This is a genomic window from Microbacterium sp. P26 (assembly GCF_023712585.1).
Lineage (GTDB): Bacteria > Actinomycetota > Actinomycetes > Actinomycetales > Microbacteriaceae > Microbacterium > Microbacterium algihabitans_A.
Map to the genome: position 1 here is coordinate 66,503 of NZ_JAMAXZ010000008.1, position 19,861 is coordinate 86,363.

Here is a 19,861-nt window from a genome sequence, read left to right on the forward strand (position 1 = left end):
ATAAGTCGCGCGTTAGCGTGGGTTCATGACCCCGCTCGACGACCCCGCTCTCGTGCGCGTTCTGGCAGCCGACGGCACGCTGGCGCCCACGCCCGCCGCCGAGCGCTACCTGCCGCTCATCGACGCCCTGACCGACGCCGAACTCGAGACCTTCTACCGCGACATGGTCTCGATCCGCGCGTTCGACGTGCAGGCCACCAACCTGCAGCGCCAGGGGCAGCTCGCCCTGTGGCCGCCGTCCTTCGGACAAGAGGCAGCGCAGGTCGGCTCCGCTCGCGCGGCCCGCGCGCAGGACCACGTCTTCCCCTCGTATCGCGAGCACGTGGTCACCCGCATCCGCGGCGTCGACCCGCTCGACATCATCCGCCTCATGCGCGGACTCACCCACGGCGGGTGGGACCCGACAGACCCCAAGAACGGCAACACGCACATCTACACGCTCGTGCTCGGTGCGCAGACGCTGCACGCCACGGGCCTGGCGATGGGCCTGGTGTTCGACGGCAAGAGCGGCACCGGAGACCCCGAGCGCGACGAGGCCGTGATCGTCTACTACGGCGACGGTGCTTCGAGCCAGGGCGACGTGCACGAGGCCATGGTCTTCGCCGCGAGCTTCCAGACGCCCGAGGTGTTCTTCCTCCAGAACAACCAGTGGGCCATCTCGGTGCCGGTCGCGACGCAGTCGCGCTCGCCGCTGTACAAGCGCGGTGAGGGCTACGGCATCCCGAGCCTGCAGGTCGACGGCAATGACGTGCTCGCCAGCTACGCCGTGTCGAAGGTCGCCCTCGACGAGGCGCGCGCAGGCTCCGGCCCCCGCGCGATCGAGGCGATGACCTACCGCATGGGCGCGCACACCACGAGCGACGACCCCACCAAGTACCGCACCTCCGACGAAGAGAAGGCGTGGGCCGGGCGCGACCCGATCGCCCGCATGCGCGCTTACCTCGAAGGCCGCGGAGCCTCGCAGCAGTTCTTCGACGACGCGGATGCCGAGGGAGCAGCCCTCGCCGACGACGTGCGCGTGCGCACGAACGAGCTCGGCGGCATCCCGCGCGTGCACATGTTCGAGAGCGTCTACTCCGAGGCCCACGCGCTGATCGCCGAAGAGCAGCGCTGGCTCGACGACTACGAGGCCTCGATGGAAGGAGGCGCGCAGTGACCGACAACATGCCGATCAGCCGCGCGTTGAACGCCGGACTCCGTCGTGCACTCGAGACCGACGACCGCGTGCTGCTCATGGGCGAGGACATCGGTCCGCTCGGCGGCGTCTTCCGCGTGACCGAGGGCCTGCAGAAGGACTTCGGTCCGCGCCGGGTCATCGACTCCCCGCTCGCGGAATCGGGCATCGTCGGTACCGCGATCGGCCTCGCGATGGGCGGCTTCAAGCCGGTGCTCGAGATCCAGTTCGACGGCTTCGTCTTCCCCGCCTTCGACCAGATCACCTCGCAGCTGGCGAAGATCACGAACCGCCACGAGGGCGGGGTGCGCATGCCCGTCGTCATCCGCATCCCCTACGGCGGACACATCGGCGCGGTCGAGCACCACCAGGAGAGCCCTGAGGCGTACTTCACGCACACCCCGGGTCTGCGCGTGGTGAGCCCCTCGAACGCGAACGACGCGTACTGGATGATGCAGCAGGCGATCGCCTCGCCCGACCCGATCGTCTTCCTCGAGCCCAAGGCCAAGTACTGGCAGAAGGGCGAGGTCGACCTCGAGGCCCCCGCGCTGCCGCTGCACGCGAGCCGCATCGTGCGTCGCGGCACCGACGTCACGCTCGTCGGCCACGGCGCGATGGTGACGACCCTGCTGCAGGCGGCGGCGCTCGCCGAGAGCGAGGGCACGAGCTGCGAGGTCATCGACCTGCGATCGCTCTCGCCCGTCGACTACGGCCCCCTGCTCGACTCGGTGCGCCGTACCGGCCGCATGGTCTACGCGCAGGAGGCGCCGGGCTTCACCTCACTCGGCTCCGAGATCGCCGCGACCGTCATGGAGAAGGCCTTCTTCGCGCTCGAGGCGCCCGTGCTGCGGGTGTCGGGGTTCGATGTGCCCTTCCCGCCCGCGAAACTCGAGGGCACCTACCTGCCCGACGCCGACCGCATCCTCGAGGCCGTCGACCGGTCTCTGGCGTACTGACCCGCTCTTCCTCTCCCCGCCATGAACCGCGAGACTGCAACTCGCTGACAAAACCCGCGACAGCCTGTCACCGTTTCGTCAGCGAGATGAAGTCTCGCGAGCAAAGGACACCACCGTGACCGAGCAGACCTTCGTTCTCCCCGACGTCGGAGAAGGCCTCACCGAGGCCGAGATCGTGCAGTGGCGCGTGGCGCCCGGTGACTCCGTCGCCGTCAACGACGTCATCGTCGAGATCGAGACGGCCAAGTCGCTCGTCGAGCTGCCGTCGCCCTACTCGGGCACGGTCGGCGAGCTCCTGGCATCCGAGGGCTCCACCGTCGAGGTCGGCGCCCCGATCATCACGATCGGATCGTCGGATGCCGACACCCCGGCCCCCGCAGAACCGGTGAGCGTCCCCGAGCCCAGCGACCCCGGCGGCGCCGTCCTCGTCGGCTACGGCACGGGCGGCGCGGTGTCGTCGCGTCGTCGAAAGCCCGCCGAGCGCCCGGTCAAAGCATCCGTCGGGGTCGTCGCCAAGCCCCCGATCCGCAAGCTCGCCCGCGACCTCGGCGTCGACCTGTCGGCCGTCACGCCCAGCGGACCCGCCGGTGAAGTGACGCGCGACGACGTCGTGAAGCACGCCGAGCAGGCCAGCGTCTTCCGCAACATCGAGACGCCCGCGTGGGGTGCCGTCCGCGAGGAGACGATCCCGGTCTCGGCTCCCGCAGCGCCGGCCCCCGCGGCATCCGCCCCCGCTCCTGCCCTCGATGCCCGCGAGGAGTCGATCCCCGTCCGCGGCGTGCGCAAGGCGACCGCCAACGCGATGACCTCGAGCGCGTACTCGGCGCCGCACGTGTCGGTGTGGGTCGACGTCGACGCCTCGCGCACGATGGAGCTCGTCAAGCGACTCAAGGCCTCGCCCGACTTCGCCGACGTGAAGATCTCGCCGCTGCTGATCATGGCGCGCGCCGTGATCTGGGCGCTGCGCCGTACGCCGATGATCAACGCCGCGTGGGTCGACACCGAAGACGGCGCGCAGATCTCGGTGCGCCACTACGTCAACCTCGGCATCGCCGCGGCGACCCCGCGCGGACTGCTCGTGCCGAACATCAAGGACGCGCAGTCGATGAACACGCGCGAACTCGCCAAGGCGCTCGAGAACCTCACGCTCACCGCGCGCGAGGGCAAGACCAGCCCCGCCGATCAGACCGGCGGCACGTTCACGATCACGAACATCGGCGTGTTCGGAGTGGATGCCGGCACCCCGATCATCAACCCCGGTGAGGCCGGCATCATCGCGCTCGGTGCGATCCGCCAGAAGCCGTGGGTCGTCGACGGCGAGGTGCGTCCCCGCTGGGTGACCACGGTGTCGGGCTCGTTCGATCACCGCGTGGTCGACGGCGACGGGATCTCGCGGTTCATCGCCGACGTGGCATCCGTGCTGGAGGAGCCGGCGCTACTGCTCGACTGAGACCGGTGGCCACTCGCCGGAGCGCCGGTTTCCGTCGTGCGGAAGCGCGGTCCCATCGCTCCGGCCAGACGAGGTGGAGCGTGCCGAGTCCGCGACTACTGTTCGTTACGAAGCGCAAGAGGGGGAGGCGCCGACTCGGCACCTCCCCCTCGTCACGTTTCGATCAGACGCGCTCGAGCTGACGCGTGCGCGCGACCTGCCGCGTCACGGCGATGCCGGCGACGAGAGTGATGATGCTCATCAGCGCGAGGTAGCCGGGGATCAGGATGCCGAACGACGGGGTGGTCAGCGCGGCCGTGAGGATGAGCGGCGAGAACCCGCCCACGACGCCACCGAACTGGAAGGCCAGCGACACACCCGTGTAGCGGATGCCGGCGGGGAAGAGGTCGGTGAACATCGTCGACAGCAGCGCGTAGGTGAGCGGGTGGATGATCGACATCGATCCGACCATCACGATCAGCAGCACCGCGGTGTCGCCCGGGGCGGCGATGAGCGCCGCGACAGCGGGGAAGGCGAGCACTACGAGCAGCGCCGCGCCGATGGTGAAGACCTTGCCGCGCCCGTACTTGTCGGCGAGCCAGCCGGCCACCGGCATGAGCGCGATCTCGACCGTCGCTGCGATCGTGACCGAGAGCAGGAGCGTCTGCCGGTCGAAGCCGAGCTCGCTGACGCCGAAGGTGAGCAGGAACGTCGTGAGGAAGTAGAAGTACACGAACGGGCCGCAGGTCAGGGCGATGCCCGCGAGCACCTGCAGGGGCGCTTTCGCGAACGTCGCGAACAGCGGGATGCGGGTGGTCTGGCCGGCCTCGCGGACCTTCTTGAACTCGGGCGATTCGTCGACCTTGAGGCGGATGAAGAGCCCGATCGCCACGAGCAGCGCGCTGAAGAGGAACGGCACGCGCCAGCCCCACGTGAGGAAGACCTCGTCGGGCTGCGCCGAGAAGATCGCGAGGATGCCCGTGGCCAGCACGAGACCGGCGGGGGAGCCGACCTGCACGAGCGCGCCGGCGAGGTTCTTCTTGCCCGCGGGGGCGTGCTCGACCGAGAGCAGCATCGCGCCACCCCACTCGCCGCCGACGCAGAAGCCCTGGATCAGGCGGCAGGCCACGAGCAGGATCGGGGCGAGGGCGCCCACCTGGTCGTAGGTGGGGAGCAGGCCGACGGCGACCGTGGCGATGCCCATGCCGACGAGGCTGTAGATCAGCATCTTCTTGCGTCCGATGCGATCGCCGAAGTGACCGAACACCGCGGCGCCGATCGGGCGGGCGAGGAAGCCGATCGCGAAGGTCGCGAAGGCGGCGATCGTGCCGACAAGCGGATCATCGGCGTGGAAGAACAGCATCCCGAACACGAGGGCGGATGCCGTGCCGTAGATGTAGAAGTCGTACCACTCGATGATCGTGCCGACGACGGCCGAGGTCGTGACCTTGCGGTCGAGCTGGGGTGAGGTCTGCATTGACGTCTCCTAGGGAGGTGACCGCCGGGTGCGGTCGAAGGGGTGGGGTGGAGGGGTGGTCAGGTGACGCGCCAGACGCGTCCGGCCAGGTGCGGGTCGCCGCCGTCAGCTGGTGCGAAACGTCGGGTGACGGCGGGATCGTGGCCGGGGACGATGGTGCCGAGAGCACCGTCTTCGCCGATTGCCAGCTGGTGTAGGGCGTCGAAGGCGTCGTACATGCCGGGCGTCTCGTGCGCGATCGAGAAGGGGCGGTCCTCGCACACGTTCGCGTCGAAGTGCGCGGCATCCGAGGCCAGGACGATCGGCGCGCGGCCGGGGATGCTCACGCGCACAACCTGCATGCCGGGGGTGTGGCCGCCGACGTGGTGCACGGTGACGCCCGCGGCGAGCTCGGTGTCGCCGGCGAGCACGTCGACCCGACCGTCGAAGTTCGCGCGGACGAGACCCGCGACGTCGTCGGGGTGGGCGATCGTGGCGTAGAGGCCGCGGCGCACGTGGCGACCGGTCCAGAACGCCATCTCGGCCTCGTTCACGTGCACGATCGCGTCGGGCAGGTGCCCGAGGTAGCCGGTGTGGTCGTAGTGCAGGTGGGTGACCACGACGCTGGGGATGCGCTCGACCGGGTAGCCCAGCGCCTCGGCGACCTCCAGCGGCGACCCCAGGTGCTCGCGGCCCGGGCGTGCCTCGGCCGTCTCGGGTGTGAATCCCGCGTCGACGAGGATCGCGGCATCCGGACCCGTGATGAGCCACACGAAGTAGTCGATGGGCATGGACTGGTCGCCGTCGGCGATGTGGCCCATGAAGTGCTCCGCGGCCACGGCGGTCGGACGCGTGGCGTATCGGATGACGTAGACCTCTTCGGGCGTCCACCCCTCGGGCAGAGTGCCGCGGCCCGGGATCAGCGCGCGCATCAGCGCACCCCGCCCACGTGGGTCACGACCGCCTTGACCTGGCTGTAGCCGTAGAGCGCCTCGAAGCCCTTCTCGCGACCGTGGCCGGAGTGCTTGACGCCGCCGAAGGGGATCTCGTTGCCCGCACCGATGAATCCGTTGATCTGCACCTGTCCAGCGTGCAACGCCGACGCCACCCGCATCGCACGATCGATGTCGCGCGTGAAGACGGCGGCGGCGAGACCGTAGTCGGTCGCGTTGGCGACGCGCACGGCCTCGTCTTCGTCGGTGAAACCGAGCACCGACTGCACCGGGCCGAAGATCTCGGTCGAGGCGATCTGCATGTCGGGGGTCACCTCGGTGAGCACCATCGGCGTGAGGAACCACCCCGCGGGAAGGTCTTCGGGGGTGTCGAGGGAGCCCTGGGCGAGGACCGCGCCCTCCTCGACAGCCCCGCGCACGAGCTCGCGCACACGCTCGCGCTGGCGCTCCGAGACGAGGGGGCCGATCGTGGCGTCGTCGATGCCCGCACCGACCGAGAACGACGCGACGCGCTCGACGAGGCGCTCGGTGAACTCCGCGCGCACCTCATCGTGGACGATCCAGCGGGTCAGCGCCGAACACGACTGGCCCGAGTTGCGCACGACGGCTTGTGCCGCGAGGGCGGCCGCTGCGGCGATGTCGGCGTCGGCGAAGACGACGGCCGCAGACTTGCCGCCGAGCTCGAGGTTGCTCGCGACGACATTGGCCGCCGCGGCCTGAGAGGCGCGGATGCCGGTGGCCACCGAACCGGTGAAGGTGAGGTGATCGATGCCGGAGTGGCCGGCCAGCGTTGCCCCCGTGGTCACTCCGTCGCCCTGCACGACGCACAGGACGCCCGCGGGGAGGATGTCGCGCGAGAGCTCGGCGAACAGCAGCGACGACAGGGGCGCCAGCTCGGACGGCTTCACGACCACGGTGTTGCCGATGGCGAGCGAGGGGGCGACGCCGCGGGTGAGCTGGCTGATGGGGGCGTTCCAGGGCGTGATGTGCGCCACGACCCCGAGCGGCTCGCGCAGCGTGTGCACCTGACGGCCGGGTGTGGAGGGGATCGTGTCGCCGAAGAGGTGCTGCGCGGCGTGCGCGTAGAAGCGCAGGTAGCTCTCTGCCCCCTTCACGTCGGTGCGCGACTGCGACAGCGGCTTGCCGGTGTCGAGCGTCTCGACGCGGGCGAGCTCGTCGGCGTTGGCGGCCACGACGTCGGCGAGTCGCTCCAGGATGCCGGCGCGCTCGGCACTCGAGCGTGCGGCCCACGCGGGGAAGGCCGCTCGGGCGCTGCGCACGGCGCGGTCCATGTCGGCGGCGGTCGCATCGGCCACGTGGGCCAGGGTCTCGCCGGTGGCGGGATCTTCGATCGCGCGGCGCGGGCCCGCGACGGAAGCCCAGTCGCCGTCGATCCACATGCCGGCCGGAAGGACGCGCCCGCCGGGAAGGGTGGTGTTCACCTCGTTGTATGCACCTTGCATGCAAGCACTGTATTCTTCGATCACCGACATCGCAACAGGAGCTCAGAGAGGCGCATCCGATGCAGAACACGACTCCCCCCACCACCGACCACACCATCGGCGTGGTCGGCCTCGGCAACATGGGCATCGAGGTCGCCACGCGCCTCCACGCCGCATGGCCGACGATCGGCATCGACCTCAGCGAGGAGCGCCGGGCCGAGGCGAGCGACCGCGGACTCCGCACGCTGCCGCTCGAGTCCGCCGTCGACGAGTGCGACATCGTCGCGCTGTCGCTGCCCACCCCGGCCGCCTCGCTCGCCGTCGCGCGCAGCCTCGCCGCACGTCCCGGCACCGTCCGCACGGTCCTCGAGATGAGCACCGTCACCCCCAGCGACATGAAGGCCGTCCAGCGCGTGCTCGAGCCGGTCGGCATCCGCGTTCTCGACTGCGCGGTGCTCGCCGGCGTCGCGCAGATGCGAGCGGGCACCGCGGGCCTCGTGCTGGCCGGCGACGCCACCGCCATCGAGGAGATCTCGCCGGTGCTCGACGCGATCACCGACAAGCGCCGCGTGCTCGGTGAGGTCGGCACCGGCATGGCCGCGAAGGTGCTCAACAACGCCGTCGCGCACGGCGTGATGGTGATGCTCGGCGAGGTCATGGCCATGGCCGTGCAGGCCGGGCTCGACCCGCGCGCGCTCGTCGACATCCTCGCCGGCGACGACGGCGGACTGCTGCGGCCCCTCACCCACCGCGTCGCCGAGCGTGGATTCACCGGTTCGTACGACGGGGGCATGTCGCTCGAGGCGGCGCGCAAGGACTCCGTGCTCGCCCTGTCGATGGCCCAGGACGACGGCGTGCCCGTGTTCACCCTGCCCGCCGCGCACGGTGTCTACGAGATGGCGATGGCCGAGGGCTGGTCGCGCAACGACTACGCCGTGCTGCTGCGCCTGTGGGAGCGCTGGGGTGAGTTCACGTTCCCGGATGCCGTGGGGCCCACCCCGTAACATTGCCCCATGTCATCCGCGACCGGCCTCGAAGACTTCACGGGCGTCGCGGCCTACCTTCCGGCGCAGCGCCGCCGGGGTGACGCCGTCGAGAGCACGACCTACGCGCTGCGCGAGGCGATCCTCGAGGGTGACCTCCCTGGCGGGACCTGGCTGCGCGAGGAGTCGATCGCGAGTGTGCTCGGCATGTCGCGCACGCCCGTGCGCGAGGCCTTCAACCGCCTCGTCGAAGAGGGACTCGTCGAGCGTCTCCCCGGCTCGGGGGTGCGCGTCTCGGCACTGACCATCGACGACGTCGCCACCGTCTACCAGGTGCGCGGCAGCCTCGAGTCCCTCGCCGTGAGCAACGCTGCGCGCCGCGGCGACCCGGCCGTGCACCAGCGGCTGCGCGCCATGCACGAGGCCATGATCCGCGCCGCCGACGCCGAAGACCCGGCCGAATTCCACCACGCGAACATGGCGTTCCACGCGGCGTTCGCCGAGATCGGCGACAACAACTACCTACGCCGACTGCTCGGCACGGTCTACACCGCCGTCCGTCGCATCGGCACGCGTACCTTCAGTGCCGAGCGCATGCACGAGATCATCGCGGAGCACGCCGTGATCATCGACGCGGTGATCGCCGGCGACGCCGAAGCCGCATCGGCGGCGGCGCTCGACCACGCCGAGAAGGCGCGCGCGATCACCCTGGCGCGGTTGCTCGCCTGAGGCGCGGGCCTCAGGTCAGATCGACGACCGCCGAATCCGCATTCTTCTTCACCGACTCGATGCCGTTCGCCGCGGCCGCTTTGGTCGTATAGGCCTCGGAACTCGCGATGATCTCACCGTTCGCTGCTTTCAGGCGAAAACGGAATTGGCCGTTCGGCGATTTGTAGAGCTCGACTTTGCCCGCCATGTCAGCTCCTTTGCTCGACGGGGAACATCATCGTCCCGCCGGCATTCCTCGGCAAGAGGGGGTTCAACTCAGGGCAGCGACGGGTGCTTCTCGACCGGCGTCGGCCGCGTCGGGATGAGCAAGGCGAGCACGAGGGCGATCGCTGCGGCCCCGATGCCCATCAGGAACGACACCTGGAACGCCTGCGAGGTCGGCACACGCGTCTCTCCCGACCCGGTCGACAGGGTCGCGAGCACGACGCCGACGATCGCGGCGGCGGTGCTCGTGCCCAGCGAACGGGCGAGCGCGTTGAGACCGTTCGACGCGCCGGTCTCGCTCGGCGGCACGGCGCGCATGATGAGCATGGGCATGGCGGCATAGCCGAACCCGATGCCGAAACCGATGAGGATGTTCGCCACGACGAAGTGCCAGACCTCGGTCGAGAAGATCAGGCTGAAGCCGTAGGCGAGGATCAGCGAGATCGAGCCGGCGATCAGCAGCACACGGGGTCCGATCGTGCGGGCCAGGGTGCCCGATATCGGGGAGAGCACCATCATGACCAGGCCAGACGGCATGACCACGAGGCTCGCGGCGAGCAGCGACAGGCCCAGGCCGACGCCGGTGGCGACGGGCAGCTCGAGCATCTGCGGGTACGCGACGTTCGAGGTGAAGAGGGCGAAGCCCATCGCGACGGATGCCAGGTTGGTGAGCAGCACGGGGCGGCGCGCGGCGACGCGGAGGTCGAGCAGGGGGTTGTCGACGCGCAGCTCGTACCAGCCCCACACGAGCAGGACGAGGATGCCGCCGATCGCGAGGCCGAGCGTCAGCGGCGACGTCCAGCCCCACGAGTTGCCGCGCGAGACGGCCAGGAGCACGCCGATCAGACCGATTGCGAGACCGATGGCGCCGAGATAGTCGAAGCGTCCCGCGGTGCGCAGCACGCTGACGGGGACGATCCAGAGGATGAGCAGGAAGACGATCGCGCCGAGGGCTCCGGCGATCCAGAACAGCCAGTGCCAGTCGGTGTTCTCGGCCACGAGCGCGCTGATCGGCAGACCCAGGGCGCCGCCGACGCCGAGCGTCGCACTCATGAGGGCGATCGCGCTGTCGACGCGGTTCTCGTGCAGCACGTCGCGCATGATCGAGATGCCCAGCGGCACGACTCCGACCACGGCACCCTGCAGCGCGCGGCCGATGATCATGCCGATGATCCCGGTCGAGAGCGCGGCCACGACCGAGCCGAGCATCATCACGACCAGCAGCACGAGCACGATGCGGCGCTTGCCGTACATGTCGCCGAGGCGGCCCGCGATGGGGGTGATGACTGCCGCGGCCAGCAGGGTCGAGGTCACGACCCAGGCGGTGTCGTCGCGCGAGGCGTTCAGCAGCTGCGGCAACTGCGACTGAATGGGCACCACGAGGGTGAACATGAACGACGAACACAGGCCGGCGAGGGCCAGGATCGCGACGACCAGACCCTGGGGGCTGTTCCGGGACAATCTCTTACGCGCGTTTTCATCCCGTGACATCGCTGTCCAGGTTACGCCTTCGCTGTGAGCCCGCGGGTCGTCGTCAGAGGAGGCCGCGGCCCGCCTCCGCGTATCCGTCGAGTTCGTCGCGCGGAACCATGCTCCCCCCGGTGAGCCAGGCGACGTGGGTGGCGTTGCGCAGCTGCGCGTCGGACAGGCGGGGCCGCGAGGCCTCTGGTGTCGCGGAGAGCCGCAGGGCCCCGTCGAGCCCCGCCGCGGCCGACGGTTCGACGGCGAGCCCCTCCGTGTCGCGGAGCTGAGCGACGCCGCGCAGCATGTCGGCATCCGTCAGGGTGTACAGCCCCGTGACGAGACGGGCCATCCGTCGGCCGACGAAGCCGGAGGGGCGCCCCACGGCGAGGCCGTCCGCCGTGGTGACGTTGTCGATTCCGAGCTCGTGCACGCTGATGTCGTCGTGTCGGCCGGTCACCATGCCGAGAAGCATGGCCGGCGAGTGGGTCGGCTCGGCGAAGACGGCGTGGACGTGATCGCCGTAGACGGTCTTCAGGCCGAAGGCGATCCCGCCCGGTGCGCCGCCGACCCCGCACGGCAGGTACACCACCAGGGGATCGGCCGCGCCAGGACGAACATCCCGGGCGCGCAGCTGCGCGGCGAGGCGCCTGCCGGCGACGGCGTAGCCCAGGAACAGGCGCCGGGAGTTCTCGTCGTCGACGAAGTACGTCGACGGGTTCCCCTCCGCCTGACGGCGGCCCGCCGCCACCGCCAGGGAGTAGTCCCCCTCGTGCTCGACGACGTCGACGCCGTGTTCGCGCAGGCGGACCTTCTTCCACTGCCGCGCGTCGGACGACATGTGCACGGTGACGCGGAATCCCAGGGCGGCGCTCATGATGCCGATGGACAGGCCGAGATTTCCGGTGGACCCGACGACCACGGAGTGCGTGCCCAAGAGGGCACGTACCTCGGGGGAGCCCATGCGCCGGTAGTCGTCGTCGAGCGAGAGAAGACCCGCGGCTCGCGCGAGGTCCTCGGCGTGCGCGAGCACCTCGTAGATACCGCCCCGCGCCTTCACCGACCCGCTGATCGGCAGGTGGGAGTCGCGCTTCAGCAGGAGCCGGCCGGGAAACGGGCGACCGGCCCGCGCGCCGAGGGTGCGGGCGAGCCCGGGTGCCTCCGTGAGCGGCGACTCGATGACGCCCCCCGACGCCGCGGTGTCGGGGAACGTCTCCGCGAGATACGGCCCGAACCGGTGCAACCGGTCGGCGGCCTCGTCGATGTCGCTGACGCTCAGCCCCACGTCGGCGAGCGCGTCGCCCGCCGGCGCTGTACGCGGATTGATCCACGTGACCGGTTCGAGGCGGGCGAGGCGCGAGATCACGGCATCCGGGCTATCGGGGAGGGGGGCGGCGAGGCGCGTCATGGGTTCGTCCTTCTCTCGGGAACGACCGTCCGGTCGGGCCGGAGCCACGCTACGTCGGCACGGAACGCCGAAGAAGGGGCGGATCACGCCCAGGCTGTGAAGCCCTCCTTCACGATGGCGAGCCCAGAAACGCCTTCCCCCGGTCGCCGACGACAGCCTGAACGACGTCGATCAGATGCGACGCCCGACTGGACCGGCGCCGAGCGAGAAGGATCGTGCGCGTCTGCGGGGGCTCGAAGCGTCTGATCTGCTGCGGGCTCACCCCACCGCGCGTGTGCATCTCGCTGAGCACGGCGACACCGACGCCGGCCTCGACGAGAGACAGGGTCACCGCGACGTTCCGACAGCGTGCGACGATGTTCGGCTCGAACCCCGCGTCGCGGCAGAGTCCGACCGCGAAGTCGTCGAACACCTCGTGGCTGCCGTCCAGAATCCAGCGTGCGTCCGCGAGCATGCCGGCATCCACCGGTCCGGGCGGGAGAAGGCTGTCGGCCGGGGTGCACAGCACGATCTGGTCGACGCCCAGCGCGAGCGTGTCGATCTCCGTGAGGTCGTACGGGTGCATGTCGTCGATCACGGCGAGATCGATGGAGCCGTCCCGCAACCCGCGGAGCCCCTCGAAGGGCTCGAGATCGCGCACGCCGACGCGGAGGGCGGGGTGGTCCCGCTGCATGTCCCGTATGACGCGCGGCAGCACGGTGCTCGCGAAGCTCGGCGGCGCGCTGAGCCGGACCTCGCCCTGGACTGCCCCCGCAAGCCTCTTCATCGTCGTCTGCGCGTCTTCGGCAAGGGCCGCCATCTGCTCGGCGAACCGCACGAGCACGACGCCGGCCTCGGTCAGGGTCGCGCGCCGGCCGCGCCGATCGAGCAGGGCGATCCCGGCTTCGTCCTCGAGGATCCGCAACTGCTGGCTCACCGCCGACGTCGACAGGAAGAGCGTGTCGGCAGCGGCGGCCATCGTTCCTGCGGTGGCGAAGGCGCGGAGGATCTCGAGGCGCCGAGGATCGATCATGACGTCCATTGTGCGTCGCCGGCTCGGGCCCCCGCCTCCCGCGCGGCACGGCGTGACGCATCTCCTCGCCGGGGCAGTCCTCCCCGCGTCAGCGGCGATCGGTGATCATCGCCCACTTCGCGGCATCCGCCCAATCGGTTACCCCGCGTGACAGCCCGTTACCGGCCGTAACGCGTCGAATTCCGATCCCGGATGCCGCGTGCTGACGTGGACACATGACTTCACGACGCACCGCACGCCTGGCCACGATCCTCAGTGCTTCCACCGCCGCCCTGATGCTGACCCTGACCGGTTGCGCCGGGGGAGCGGCATCCGGGGACGACTCCTCGCGCATCGTGCTCGGAGCCGACGACGGCACCGAGGCGCACTGGACCGTGCTGAAGCAGAAGCTGGCCGACGAGGGGATCGACCTCGAGGTGCGCACCATCAACGACGGCGTGCAGCTCAACCAGGGCGTGCAAGACGGCGAGCTCGATGTGAACCTCTTCCAGCACCTCATCTACCTCTCGCAGTTCAACGTCGAGAACAACGGCTCGCTCGTGCCGGTCGGCGCGACCGCGGTGTATCCCCTCGCGCTGTACTCGGAGCAGTACACAGACGTGAAGGACCTGCCCGAGGGCGCGACCGTGGCGATCCCCAACAACGCCACCAACCTCGCGCGCGGCCTGCTCAACCTGCAGACCGCGGGCCTGCTCACCCTGAAGGACGGCGGCAACGCCCTCTCGACGCCGGCCGACATCGAGACGACGAAGGTGAAGCTGCTGCCCGTCGACACGAACCAGACGGTGACCGCCCTCAAGGACGGCAGCGCTCAGGCCGCGATCGTCAACAACACGCAGGCGCAGAAGGGCGGGCTCGGCGACGAGCTCATCATCTTCAAGGAAGACCTCGACAACCCGCAGCTCGCGCCGTACATCAACGCCTTCGTCACGCGCGACGACAAGAAGGACGACCCCCGCTGGGCGAAGCTCGTCGAGGCGTATCACTCGCCCGAGGTCGAGGCCGCGGTCACCGAGCTCAACCAGGGCAACCTGCAGTTCAAGACCGAGTGGACCGGCGCGCAGCTGACCGAGGAGCTCACGAGCCTCGAGGATGCCGTCAAGGCGCAGAACGGATGACCGCGGTCATCGAGCTGCGGGGGGTCACGAAGAGCTTCCGTACCGATCGCCGCACCTCCACCACCGCCGTCGACGACGTGTCGCTGACGGTGGAGGAGGGGTCGATCGTCGGGATCATCGGGTACTCCGGGGCGGGCAAGTCGACGCTCGTGCGGCTGCTCAACGGACTCGAGCAGCCGACGTCGGGCACCGTCGAGGTGCTCGGCGTGGATGTGGGGGATGCCAGCGAGTCGACGCTGCGCGACCTGCGGCGCCGCGTGGGCATGATCTTTCAGCAGTTCAACCTCTTCACCTCGCGCACGGTCGCGGCCAACGTCGCGTACCCGCTGAAGGTGGCGGGGTGGAAGAAGGCCGACCGTGAGAAGCGCGTGGCCGAGCTGCTCGACTTCGTGGGGATCGGCGACAAGGCGAAGCAGTACCCGCGGCGCCTGTCGGGTGGGCAGAAGCAGCGCGTGGGCATCGCGCGGGCGATCGCGACCGACCCGCGGATCCTGCTCGCCGACGAGGCGACCAGCGCCCTCGACCCGCAGACCACGGCCGAGGTGCTCGACCTGCTGCGCGAGATCAACCGGCGCCTGGGCATCACGATCGTCGTCATCACGCACCAGATCTCGATCGTGCACGAGCTGTGCGACCAGGTCGTCGTGATGGACGGCGGCCGCGTCGTCGACAGCGGCGACACCTACCGCGTGTTCGCCCACCCGCGCGCCGAACTCACGAAGCGTTTCGTGGCGGCCGTCACCCAGGGCGTCCCCTCGGGCGAGGCGCTGACGGCGCTCGCCGCGGGCGGCGGCGACCTGGTGAGCGTCGAGATCAACGAGTTCTCCAGCGAAGACGTCTCTGCCGTGTTCCACCGCCACGGCGTGCGCCACTCCGTCGTCTACGGCGGGGTGACCGACGTTCTGGGCCGGCAGCTCGGCACCCTCACCTACCGCGTGCACACCGACGACCTCGATCCGGTGCTCGCGGAACTGCGCGCGCACACCGACGTCGTCTTGCCGGCGAGGGAGGTGCGCTCGTGAACAAGTGGGACACCCTCACCCCGGTGCTGCTGCAGTCGATCGGCGAGACCGTCTACATGGTCGCCGTCTCGCTGGCCATCTCCGGCGTCGCGGGCCTCGCGATCGGGGCGCTGCTGTACGCCACGCGGCCGGGCAACCTCTTCGCCAACCGCGTCGTGTTCTTCGTCGCGAACCTGGTGATCAACCTCATCCGGCCGATCCCGTTCATCATCTTCCTCACCGCGGTCGCCCCGGTCACCCGGGCCGTGACGGGATCGACCCTGGGGACGGATGCCGCGATCGTGCCCATCACGATCATGGCCACGGTCGTGATCGCCCGCGTCGTCGAACAGAACCTCGTGGCCGTCGACCCCGGAACCGTCGAAGCGGCTCGGGCCGTGGGAGCGCGCCGCATCGGCGTGCTGTTCGGCGTCGTCATCCCCGAAGCCCTCGCCCCGCTGATCCTCGGCTACACGTTCATGTTCATCGCGGTCGTCGACATGTCGGCGATGGCCGGATACATCGGCGGCGGCGGGCTCGGCAACTTCGCGATCATCTACGGCTACCAGCAGTTCAACCAGCAGGCGACGTGGGTGACGGTCGCGATCATCGTCGTCATCGTGCAGCTCGGGCAGCTGATCGGCAACGCTCTGGCGCACCGCATCCTGCGGCGCTGACGGGGGCGGCGGGGGTGGCGTGTCCGCCCCCGCGCTCTGCGGTCCCGCACAGCCCGCCTACCCTCGGAGGATGAGCTTCCCCCGCACCTTCGCCCGCTGGCTGCTCGGTGCCGCACTCGTCTTCACCGGCACCGCGCACCTGACGTTCGCCCGCGACGACTTCGTCGCCCAGGTGCCGTCGTGGCTTCCGCTTCCGGTCGATGTCACGGTCGTGGCATCCGGGATCGTCGAAATCGCGCTGGGACTCGCCCTCATCTTCCTCGGCCGCTGGCGCGTCGCCGTCGGCTGGCTGGTCGCGGCCTTCTTCGTCGCGATCTTCCCCGGCAACATCGAGCAGTTCGTCCGGGGCACCGACGCCTTCGGCCTCGACACCGACCTCGCCCGCGGCATCCGCCTGCTCTTCCAGCCCCTGCTGGTCGTCTGGGCGTTGTGGTCGACCGGAGCGTGGAAGGCCTGGCGCGCGCGAAGACGAGCCCGCTGAGTCGCATCCCACATCGCGCGCCCGCTGCGCGCCGCACCCCGCCCGCGCGCGCCCGGTATCGATTTCGTCTCGACATTTCCCGCCCACGCATGCTGCATTCGTAATCCGTCCAGGCGCATTCGGCGCGGGCAGTCGACCTGCATTCCCCTGAATAGACTCGCGAGGTTGTCTTAACGGGGGAAGGGGAATCCATGCGATTCCGAAACGCAATGATCCACGCGAACGCGGCGGTGGCCGCATGACCGACGCGACCCCGGGCTGGTACCCCGACACCGAGACCCCCGGTCGACTGCGCTGGTGGGACGGCCGCCAGTGGACGAACGACTTCAGCCCGCTGCCGCCCGCTCCCACCGTGACCACCACGCCCCCGCCGGCGACCCGACGCGAAGCGCGCGGCGGGATCTCGCGCGTCCCCACGTGGGGCTGGATCGTCGCCGGCCTCGTGCTTCTCATCGCCCTCTGGCTGCTCGCCCCCTTCGTCGGGCTGGTCGCCCTCGTGGTGCTCATCACCGGCATCGTCGCGCTCGCACGCAACACCCCGACCTGGCTGCGCTTCCGCTCGCGCTCGAGCGCGGCGATCTGGACCGTCGCCGCCGTCGTCGCGTTCGCCGTCGCGGGCGGCATCACCACGGCCACCTCACCGAAGACGGCGACCCCGGTCGCCCAGGCGGAGCCCGTCGCGACCGTGTCGGCAACGCCGTCGCCGACGCCCACGGCATCCGCCACCCCCTTCGCCGACGACCAGGCCGCCCTCGCCGCGTTCGCGGGGCAGGCGGGAACCGTCGCCGACGCCTCGGCCACCACCGACAAGGCCGCGCTCGCGGTGCTCGACACCCTCGCCGTGAAGGGCCGCGCGCCCAAGACCGGCTACGACCGCGACCAGTTCGGCCAGCGGTGGCTCGACGTCGACCGCAACGGATGCGACACCCGCAACGACATCCTGGGCCGCGACCTCACCGACGCCGTGCGCTCGGGCGCCTGCCGCGTGACCGGCGGAAACCTCGCCGACCCGTACACGGGCACGAGCATCGCGTTCGTGCGGGGTCAGGGGACCTCCGAGCTCGTGCAGATCGACCACGTCGTGGCGCTGTCGGACGCCTGGCAGAAGGGGGCGCAGCAACTCACCGCCGACCAGCGCGCGAGCTTCGCGAACGACCCGCTCAACCTGCTCGCGGTCGACGGATCGGCCAATGCGCAGAAGGGCGACGGCGATGCCGCGACGTGGCTCCCGGCGCAGAAGTCGTACCGCTGCACGTACGTCGCGGCGCAGATCGCGGTCAAGGCGACCTACGGCCTGTGGGTGACCGAGGCCGAGCGCGACGCCATGAAGCGCGTGCTCGACAGCTGCCCCGACCAGGTCGTGCCCACCTCGGCCTTCGCAGCGCCCGCTCCGGTCGCGGCGCCCGAGCCCGCCCCGGTCGTCGAGCCGGTCGCCGTGGAGCCCGCGCCCGCTCCCGCTCCCGCGCAGCCCGCTCCCGCCGAGCCCGCGCCCGCTCCGGCACCGGTCGAGCAGGCGCCTGCTCCGGCTCCCGTCGAGAACGTGTATTACGAGAACTGCACGGCCGTGCGTGCGGCCGGCGCGGCTCCGATCTACCGGGGTCAGCCCGGGTACAGCAAGAAGCTGGATCGCGACGGAGACGGCGTCGGCTGCGAGTGACGCCACTCACCCGGTGAGTGTCCACGACACGCCGCCCCCGCCGAGGGACGCGGCGTGTTCTGGACACTCGACAAGAGGTGGCGGATGCCGGGACCTCGGCCCCGCGCGCAGTGACGGGCCGCGAGATCCCGGCGCTCAGCCCGCGCGCGCAGTGACGGGTCGCGAGGCCCCGGCCCTCAGTCCGCGCGCGTCAGCCCGAGGATGCAGCCCCCGACCGCGGCGACCCGCACCCGCGGGGTGTCGGCGTGCAGCACGCTCTGGCTCACCGCCCCGACGTGGGCGGCGACGACCGCGCGCGTGAACAGGGCGGGGTCGATCACCGGGTGCAGTGCGGGTGTGCGGCCTGCGCGGGCCAAGCGTGATCGGCGCGGCCCGCGCGGCGCGCGGGGCGTCAGGCGCGCGCGGCCTCGGCCTGCAGCACCTCGACCAGCACGTCGAGGCCGCGGTGGGCGTCAGCGTCGCCGATCACGGCGGGCGGCACGACGTGCACGCGGTTGTCGGCGGTGAAGCCGAGCACGCCCTTCTCGAGCATCGCGGCCTTGATCGCCCCGATGCGCGCGGCGGGCAGCGGCTCGCGCGTGGCCTGGTCGGCGACGAGCTCGACGGCCCAGAACACGCCGCGGCCGCGCACCTCGCCCACCAGCGGTGAGTCCTCGGCGAGCTGGTGCAGGCGCGGGCCGATGACCTCCTCGCCGATGCGGCGGGCGTTCTCGATCACGCCCTCGTCGGCCATCGCCTGCTGGGCGGCGACGATGGATGCCGCAGCCAGCGGGTGACCCGAGTACGTCAAGCCACCGGGGAAGACGCGGTCGTCGAACGTCGAGGCCACGGCATCCGAGATCGCCACTCCCCCCACGGGGACGTACCCGGAGTTCACGCCCTTCGCGAAGGTGATGAGGTCGGGCCGCACGTCGAACGCGTCGAACGCGAACCACTCACCCGTGCGGGCGAAGCCGGCCATGACCTCGTCGAGGATGAGCAGGATGCCGTAGCGGTCGGCGATCGCGCGGACGCCCTCGAGGTATCCGGGCGGCGGCACGAGCACGCCCGCGGTACCGGGGATCGTCTCGAACAGGAACGCCGCGATCGTGTCGGGACCCTCGGCCTGCACGGTGCGCTCGAGGTGGCGGAGGGCGCGCTCGCACTCCTGCTCGGGGGTCTCGGCCCAGAATTCCGACCGGTAGAGGTACGGGCCGAACACGTGCACGTGTCCGCGCGAGTACTCGTTCGGCATGCGGCGCCAGTCGCCGGTCGCCACGATCGCCGCCCCGGTGTTGCCGTGGTACGAGCGGTAGTGCGACACGATCTTGTCGCGGCCCGTGGTCAGGCGGGCCATGCGGATGGCGTTCTCGTTGGCATCCGCCCCGCCATTGGTGAAGAAGACCTTCGAGAACCCCTCGGGGGTCCGCTCGAGGATGAGCTCGGCCGCGTGCGCGCGCGTCTCGTTGGCGTGCGCGGGGGCGACGGTGGTCAGCTGCGCCGCCTGCTCCTGGATCGCAGCGACGACCCGCGGATGCTGGTGCCCGATGTTGACGTTGACCAGCATGCTCGAGAAGTCGAGGTACCGGCGGCCCTCGGCGTCCCACACCTCGACGCCCGAGCCGCCCGCGAGGGGGAGCGGGGCGAGGGTGCGCTGGGCCGACCACGAGTGGAAGACGCTCGTGCGGTCGCGCTCGCTGATCTCGGCGTTGCGGGTCGTGGTGAGAGGAGTCGACATGCC

General features: G+C 70.5%; 18 protein-coding genes and 1 pseudogene. 10 read left to right on the forward strand and 9 right to left on the reverse strand.

The features are described 5' to 3' along the window. Positions 1-25 precede the first annotated feature (25 nt). The 3 genes from M3667_RS14660 to M3667_RS14670 all read left to right on the forward strand — a co-directional run bounded on the left by M3667_RS14660 (position 26) and on the right by M3667_RS14670 (position 3,580). Positions 26-1,156 (forward strand): thiamine pyrophosphate-dependent enzyme, encoded by a 1,131-nt coding sequence (locus tag M3667_RS14660; RefSeq protein WP_251509071.1) that lies wholly within the window; start codon positions 26-28, stop codon positions 1,154-1,156. Between the two features lie 8 nt (positions 1,157-1,164). Next, positions 1,165-2,130: an alpha-ketoacid dehydrogenase subunit beta gene (locus M3667_RS14665; protein ID WP_144832012.1), complete on the forward strand. Its 966-nt coding sequence runs from the start codon at positions 1,165-1,167 to the stop codon at positions 2,128-2,130. 115 nt (positions 2,131-2,245) lie between these two features. Then, entirely contained in the window at positions 2,246-3,580 is a 1,335-nt protein-coding gene (locus M3667_RS14670) for a dihydrolipoamide acetyltransferase family protein (RefSeq protein WP_251509072.1), read from the forward strand. A 163-nt stretch (positions 3,581-3,743) separates the two neighbouring features. Here the strand turns inward: M3667_RS14670 and M3667_RS14675 are convergent, their stop codons facing one another. The 3 genes from M3667_RS14675 to M3667_RS14685 are packed head-to-tail and all read right to left on the reverse strand — an operon-like array spanning position 3,744 to position 7,431. Then, complete coding sequence (locus M3667_RS14675) at positions 3,744-5,036, reverse strand: MFS transporter (protein ID WP_251509074.1); 1,293 nt, start codon at positions 5,034-5,036, stop codon at positions 3,744-3,746. A gap of 59 nt (positions 5,037-5,095) precedes the next feature. Continuing rightward, entirely contained in the window at positions 5,096-5,947 is an 852-nt protein-coding gene (locus tag M3667_RS14680) for an N-acyl homoserine lactonase family protein (protein WP_251509076.1), read from the reverse strand. Further along, a complete protein-coding gene (locus M3667_RS14685; RefSeq protein ID WP_251509078.1) occupies positions 5,947-7,431 on the reverse strand; it encodes an aldehyde dehydrogenase in 1,485 nt (494 codons plus the stop codon). The genes M3667_RS14680 and M3667_RS14685 overlap by 1 nt, the downstream gene beginning before the upstream one ends. Before the next feature lie 59 nt (positions 7,432-7,490). Here M3667_RS14685 and M3667_RS14690 point away from each other — a divergent pair, with 59 nt between their 5' ends. Together M3667_RS14690 and M3667_RS14695 are read left to right on the forward strand one after the other, a co-directional pair. Next, positions 7,491-8,414 (forward strand): NAD(P)-dependent oxidoreductase, encoded by a 924-nt coding sequence (locus tag M3667_RS14690; protein ID WP_251509081.1) that lies wholly within the window; start codon positions 7,491-7,493, stop codon positions 8,412-8,414. 9 nt (positions 8,415-8,423) lie between these two features. Beyond that, positions 8,424-9,122 (forward strand): GntR family transcriptional regulator, encoded by a 699-nt coding sequence (locus M3667_RS14695; RefSeq protein ID WP_251509082.1) that lies wholly within the window; start codon positions 8,424-8,426, stop codon positions 9,120-9,122. 28 nt (positions 9,123-9,150) lie between these two features. On the opposite strand, the pseudogene M3667_RS14700 reads toward M3667_RS14695, so the two are convergent. From M3667_RS14700 to M3667_RS14715, 4 genes and pseudogenes are all read right to left on the reverse strand, one after another. Then, a pseudogene (locus tag M3667_RS14700) lies at positions 9,151-9,309 on the reverse strand (YegP family protein); the annotation flags it as partial. 68 nt (positions 9,310-9,377) lie between these two features. After that, a complete protein-coding gene (locus M3667_RS14705) occupies positions 9,378-10,817 on the reverse strand; it encodes an MFS transporter (protein WP_251509085.1) in 1,440 nt (479 codons plus the stop codon). A gap of 43 nt (positions 10,818-10,860) precedes the next feature. Continuing rightward, the gene (locus M3667_RS14710; protein WP_251509086.1) at positions 10,861-12,195 is read right to left on the reverse strand and encodes a D-serine ammonia-lyase; all 1,335 of its coding nucleotides are present in this window, start codon (positions 12,193-12,195) and stop codon (positions 10,861-10,863) included. A gap of 109 nt (positions 12,196-12,304) precedes the next feature. Then, positions 12,305-13,207, reverse strand: coding sequence for a LysR family transcriptional regulator (locus tag M3667_RS14715; protein ID WP_251509087.1), 903 nt, complete (start codon positions 13,205-13,207; stop codon positions 12,305-12,307). 215 nt (positions 13,208-13,422) lie between these two features. On the opposite strand from M3667_RS14715, the gene M3667_RS14720 reads away from it, so the two are divergent. From M3667_RS14720 to M3667_RS14740, 5 genes are all read left to right on the forward strand, one after another. Further along, positions 13,423-14,325, forward strand: a complete 903-nt coding sequence (locus tag M3667_RS14720; RefSeq protein ID WP_251509088.1) for a MetQ/NlpA family ABC transporter substrate-binding protein — start codon at positions 13,423-13,425, stop codon at positions 14,323-14,325. Further along, entirely contained in the window at positions 14,322-15,347 is a 1,026-nt protein-coding gene (locus M3667_RS14725; RefSeq protein WP_251509090.1) for a methionine ABC transporter ATP-binding protein, read from the forward strand. The genes M3667_RS14720 and M3667_RS14725 overlap by 4 nt, the downstream gene beginning before the upstream one ends. Next, positions 15,344-16,003, forward strand: coding sequence for a methionine ABC transporter permease (locus M3667_RS14730; RefSeq protein ID WP_251509091.1), 660 nt, complete (start codon positions 15,344-15,346; stop codon positions 16,001-16,003). The genes M3667_RS14725 and M3667_RS14730 overlap by 4 nt, the downstream gene beginning before the upstream one ends. A 70-nt stretch (positions 16,004-16,073) precedes the next feature. Continuing rightward, positions 16,074-16,484, forward strand: a complete 411-nt coding sequence (locus tag M3667_RS14735) for a hypothetical protein (protein ID WP_251509092.1) — start codon at positions 16,074-16,076, stop codon at positions 16,482-16,484. 238 nt (positions 16,485-16,722) lie between these two features. After that, complete coding sequence (locus tag M3667_RS14740) at positions 16,723-18,141, forward strand: DUF1524 domain-containing protein (RefSeq protein ID WP_251509093.1); 1,419 nt, start codon at positions 16,723-16,725, stop codon at positions 18,139-18,141. 176 nt (positions 18,142-18,317) lie between these two features. Here the strand turns inward: M3667_RS14740 and M3667_RS14745 are convergent, their stop codons facing one another. After that, positions 18,318-18,497 (reverse strand): hypothetical protein, encoded by a 180-nt coding sequence (locus M3667_RS14745; protein WP_251509095.1) that lies wholly within the window; start codon positions 18,495-18,497, stop codon positions 18,318-18,320. A 35-nt stretch (positions 18,498-18,532) separates the two neighbouring features. Then, positions 18,533-19,858, reverse strand: coding sequence for an aspartate aminotransferase family protein (locus tag M3667_RS14750; RefSeq protein ID WP_251509096.1), 1,326 nt, complete (start codon positions 19,856-19,858; stop codon positions 18,533-18,535). Between the last annotated feature and the right edge of the window lie 3 nt (positions 19,859-19,861).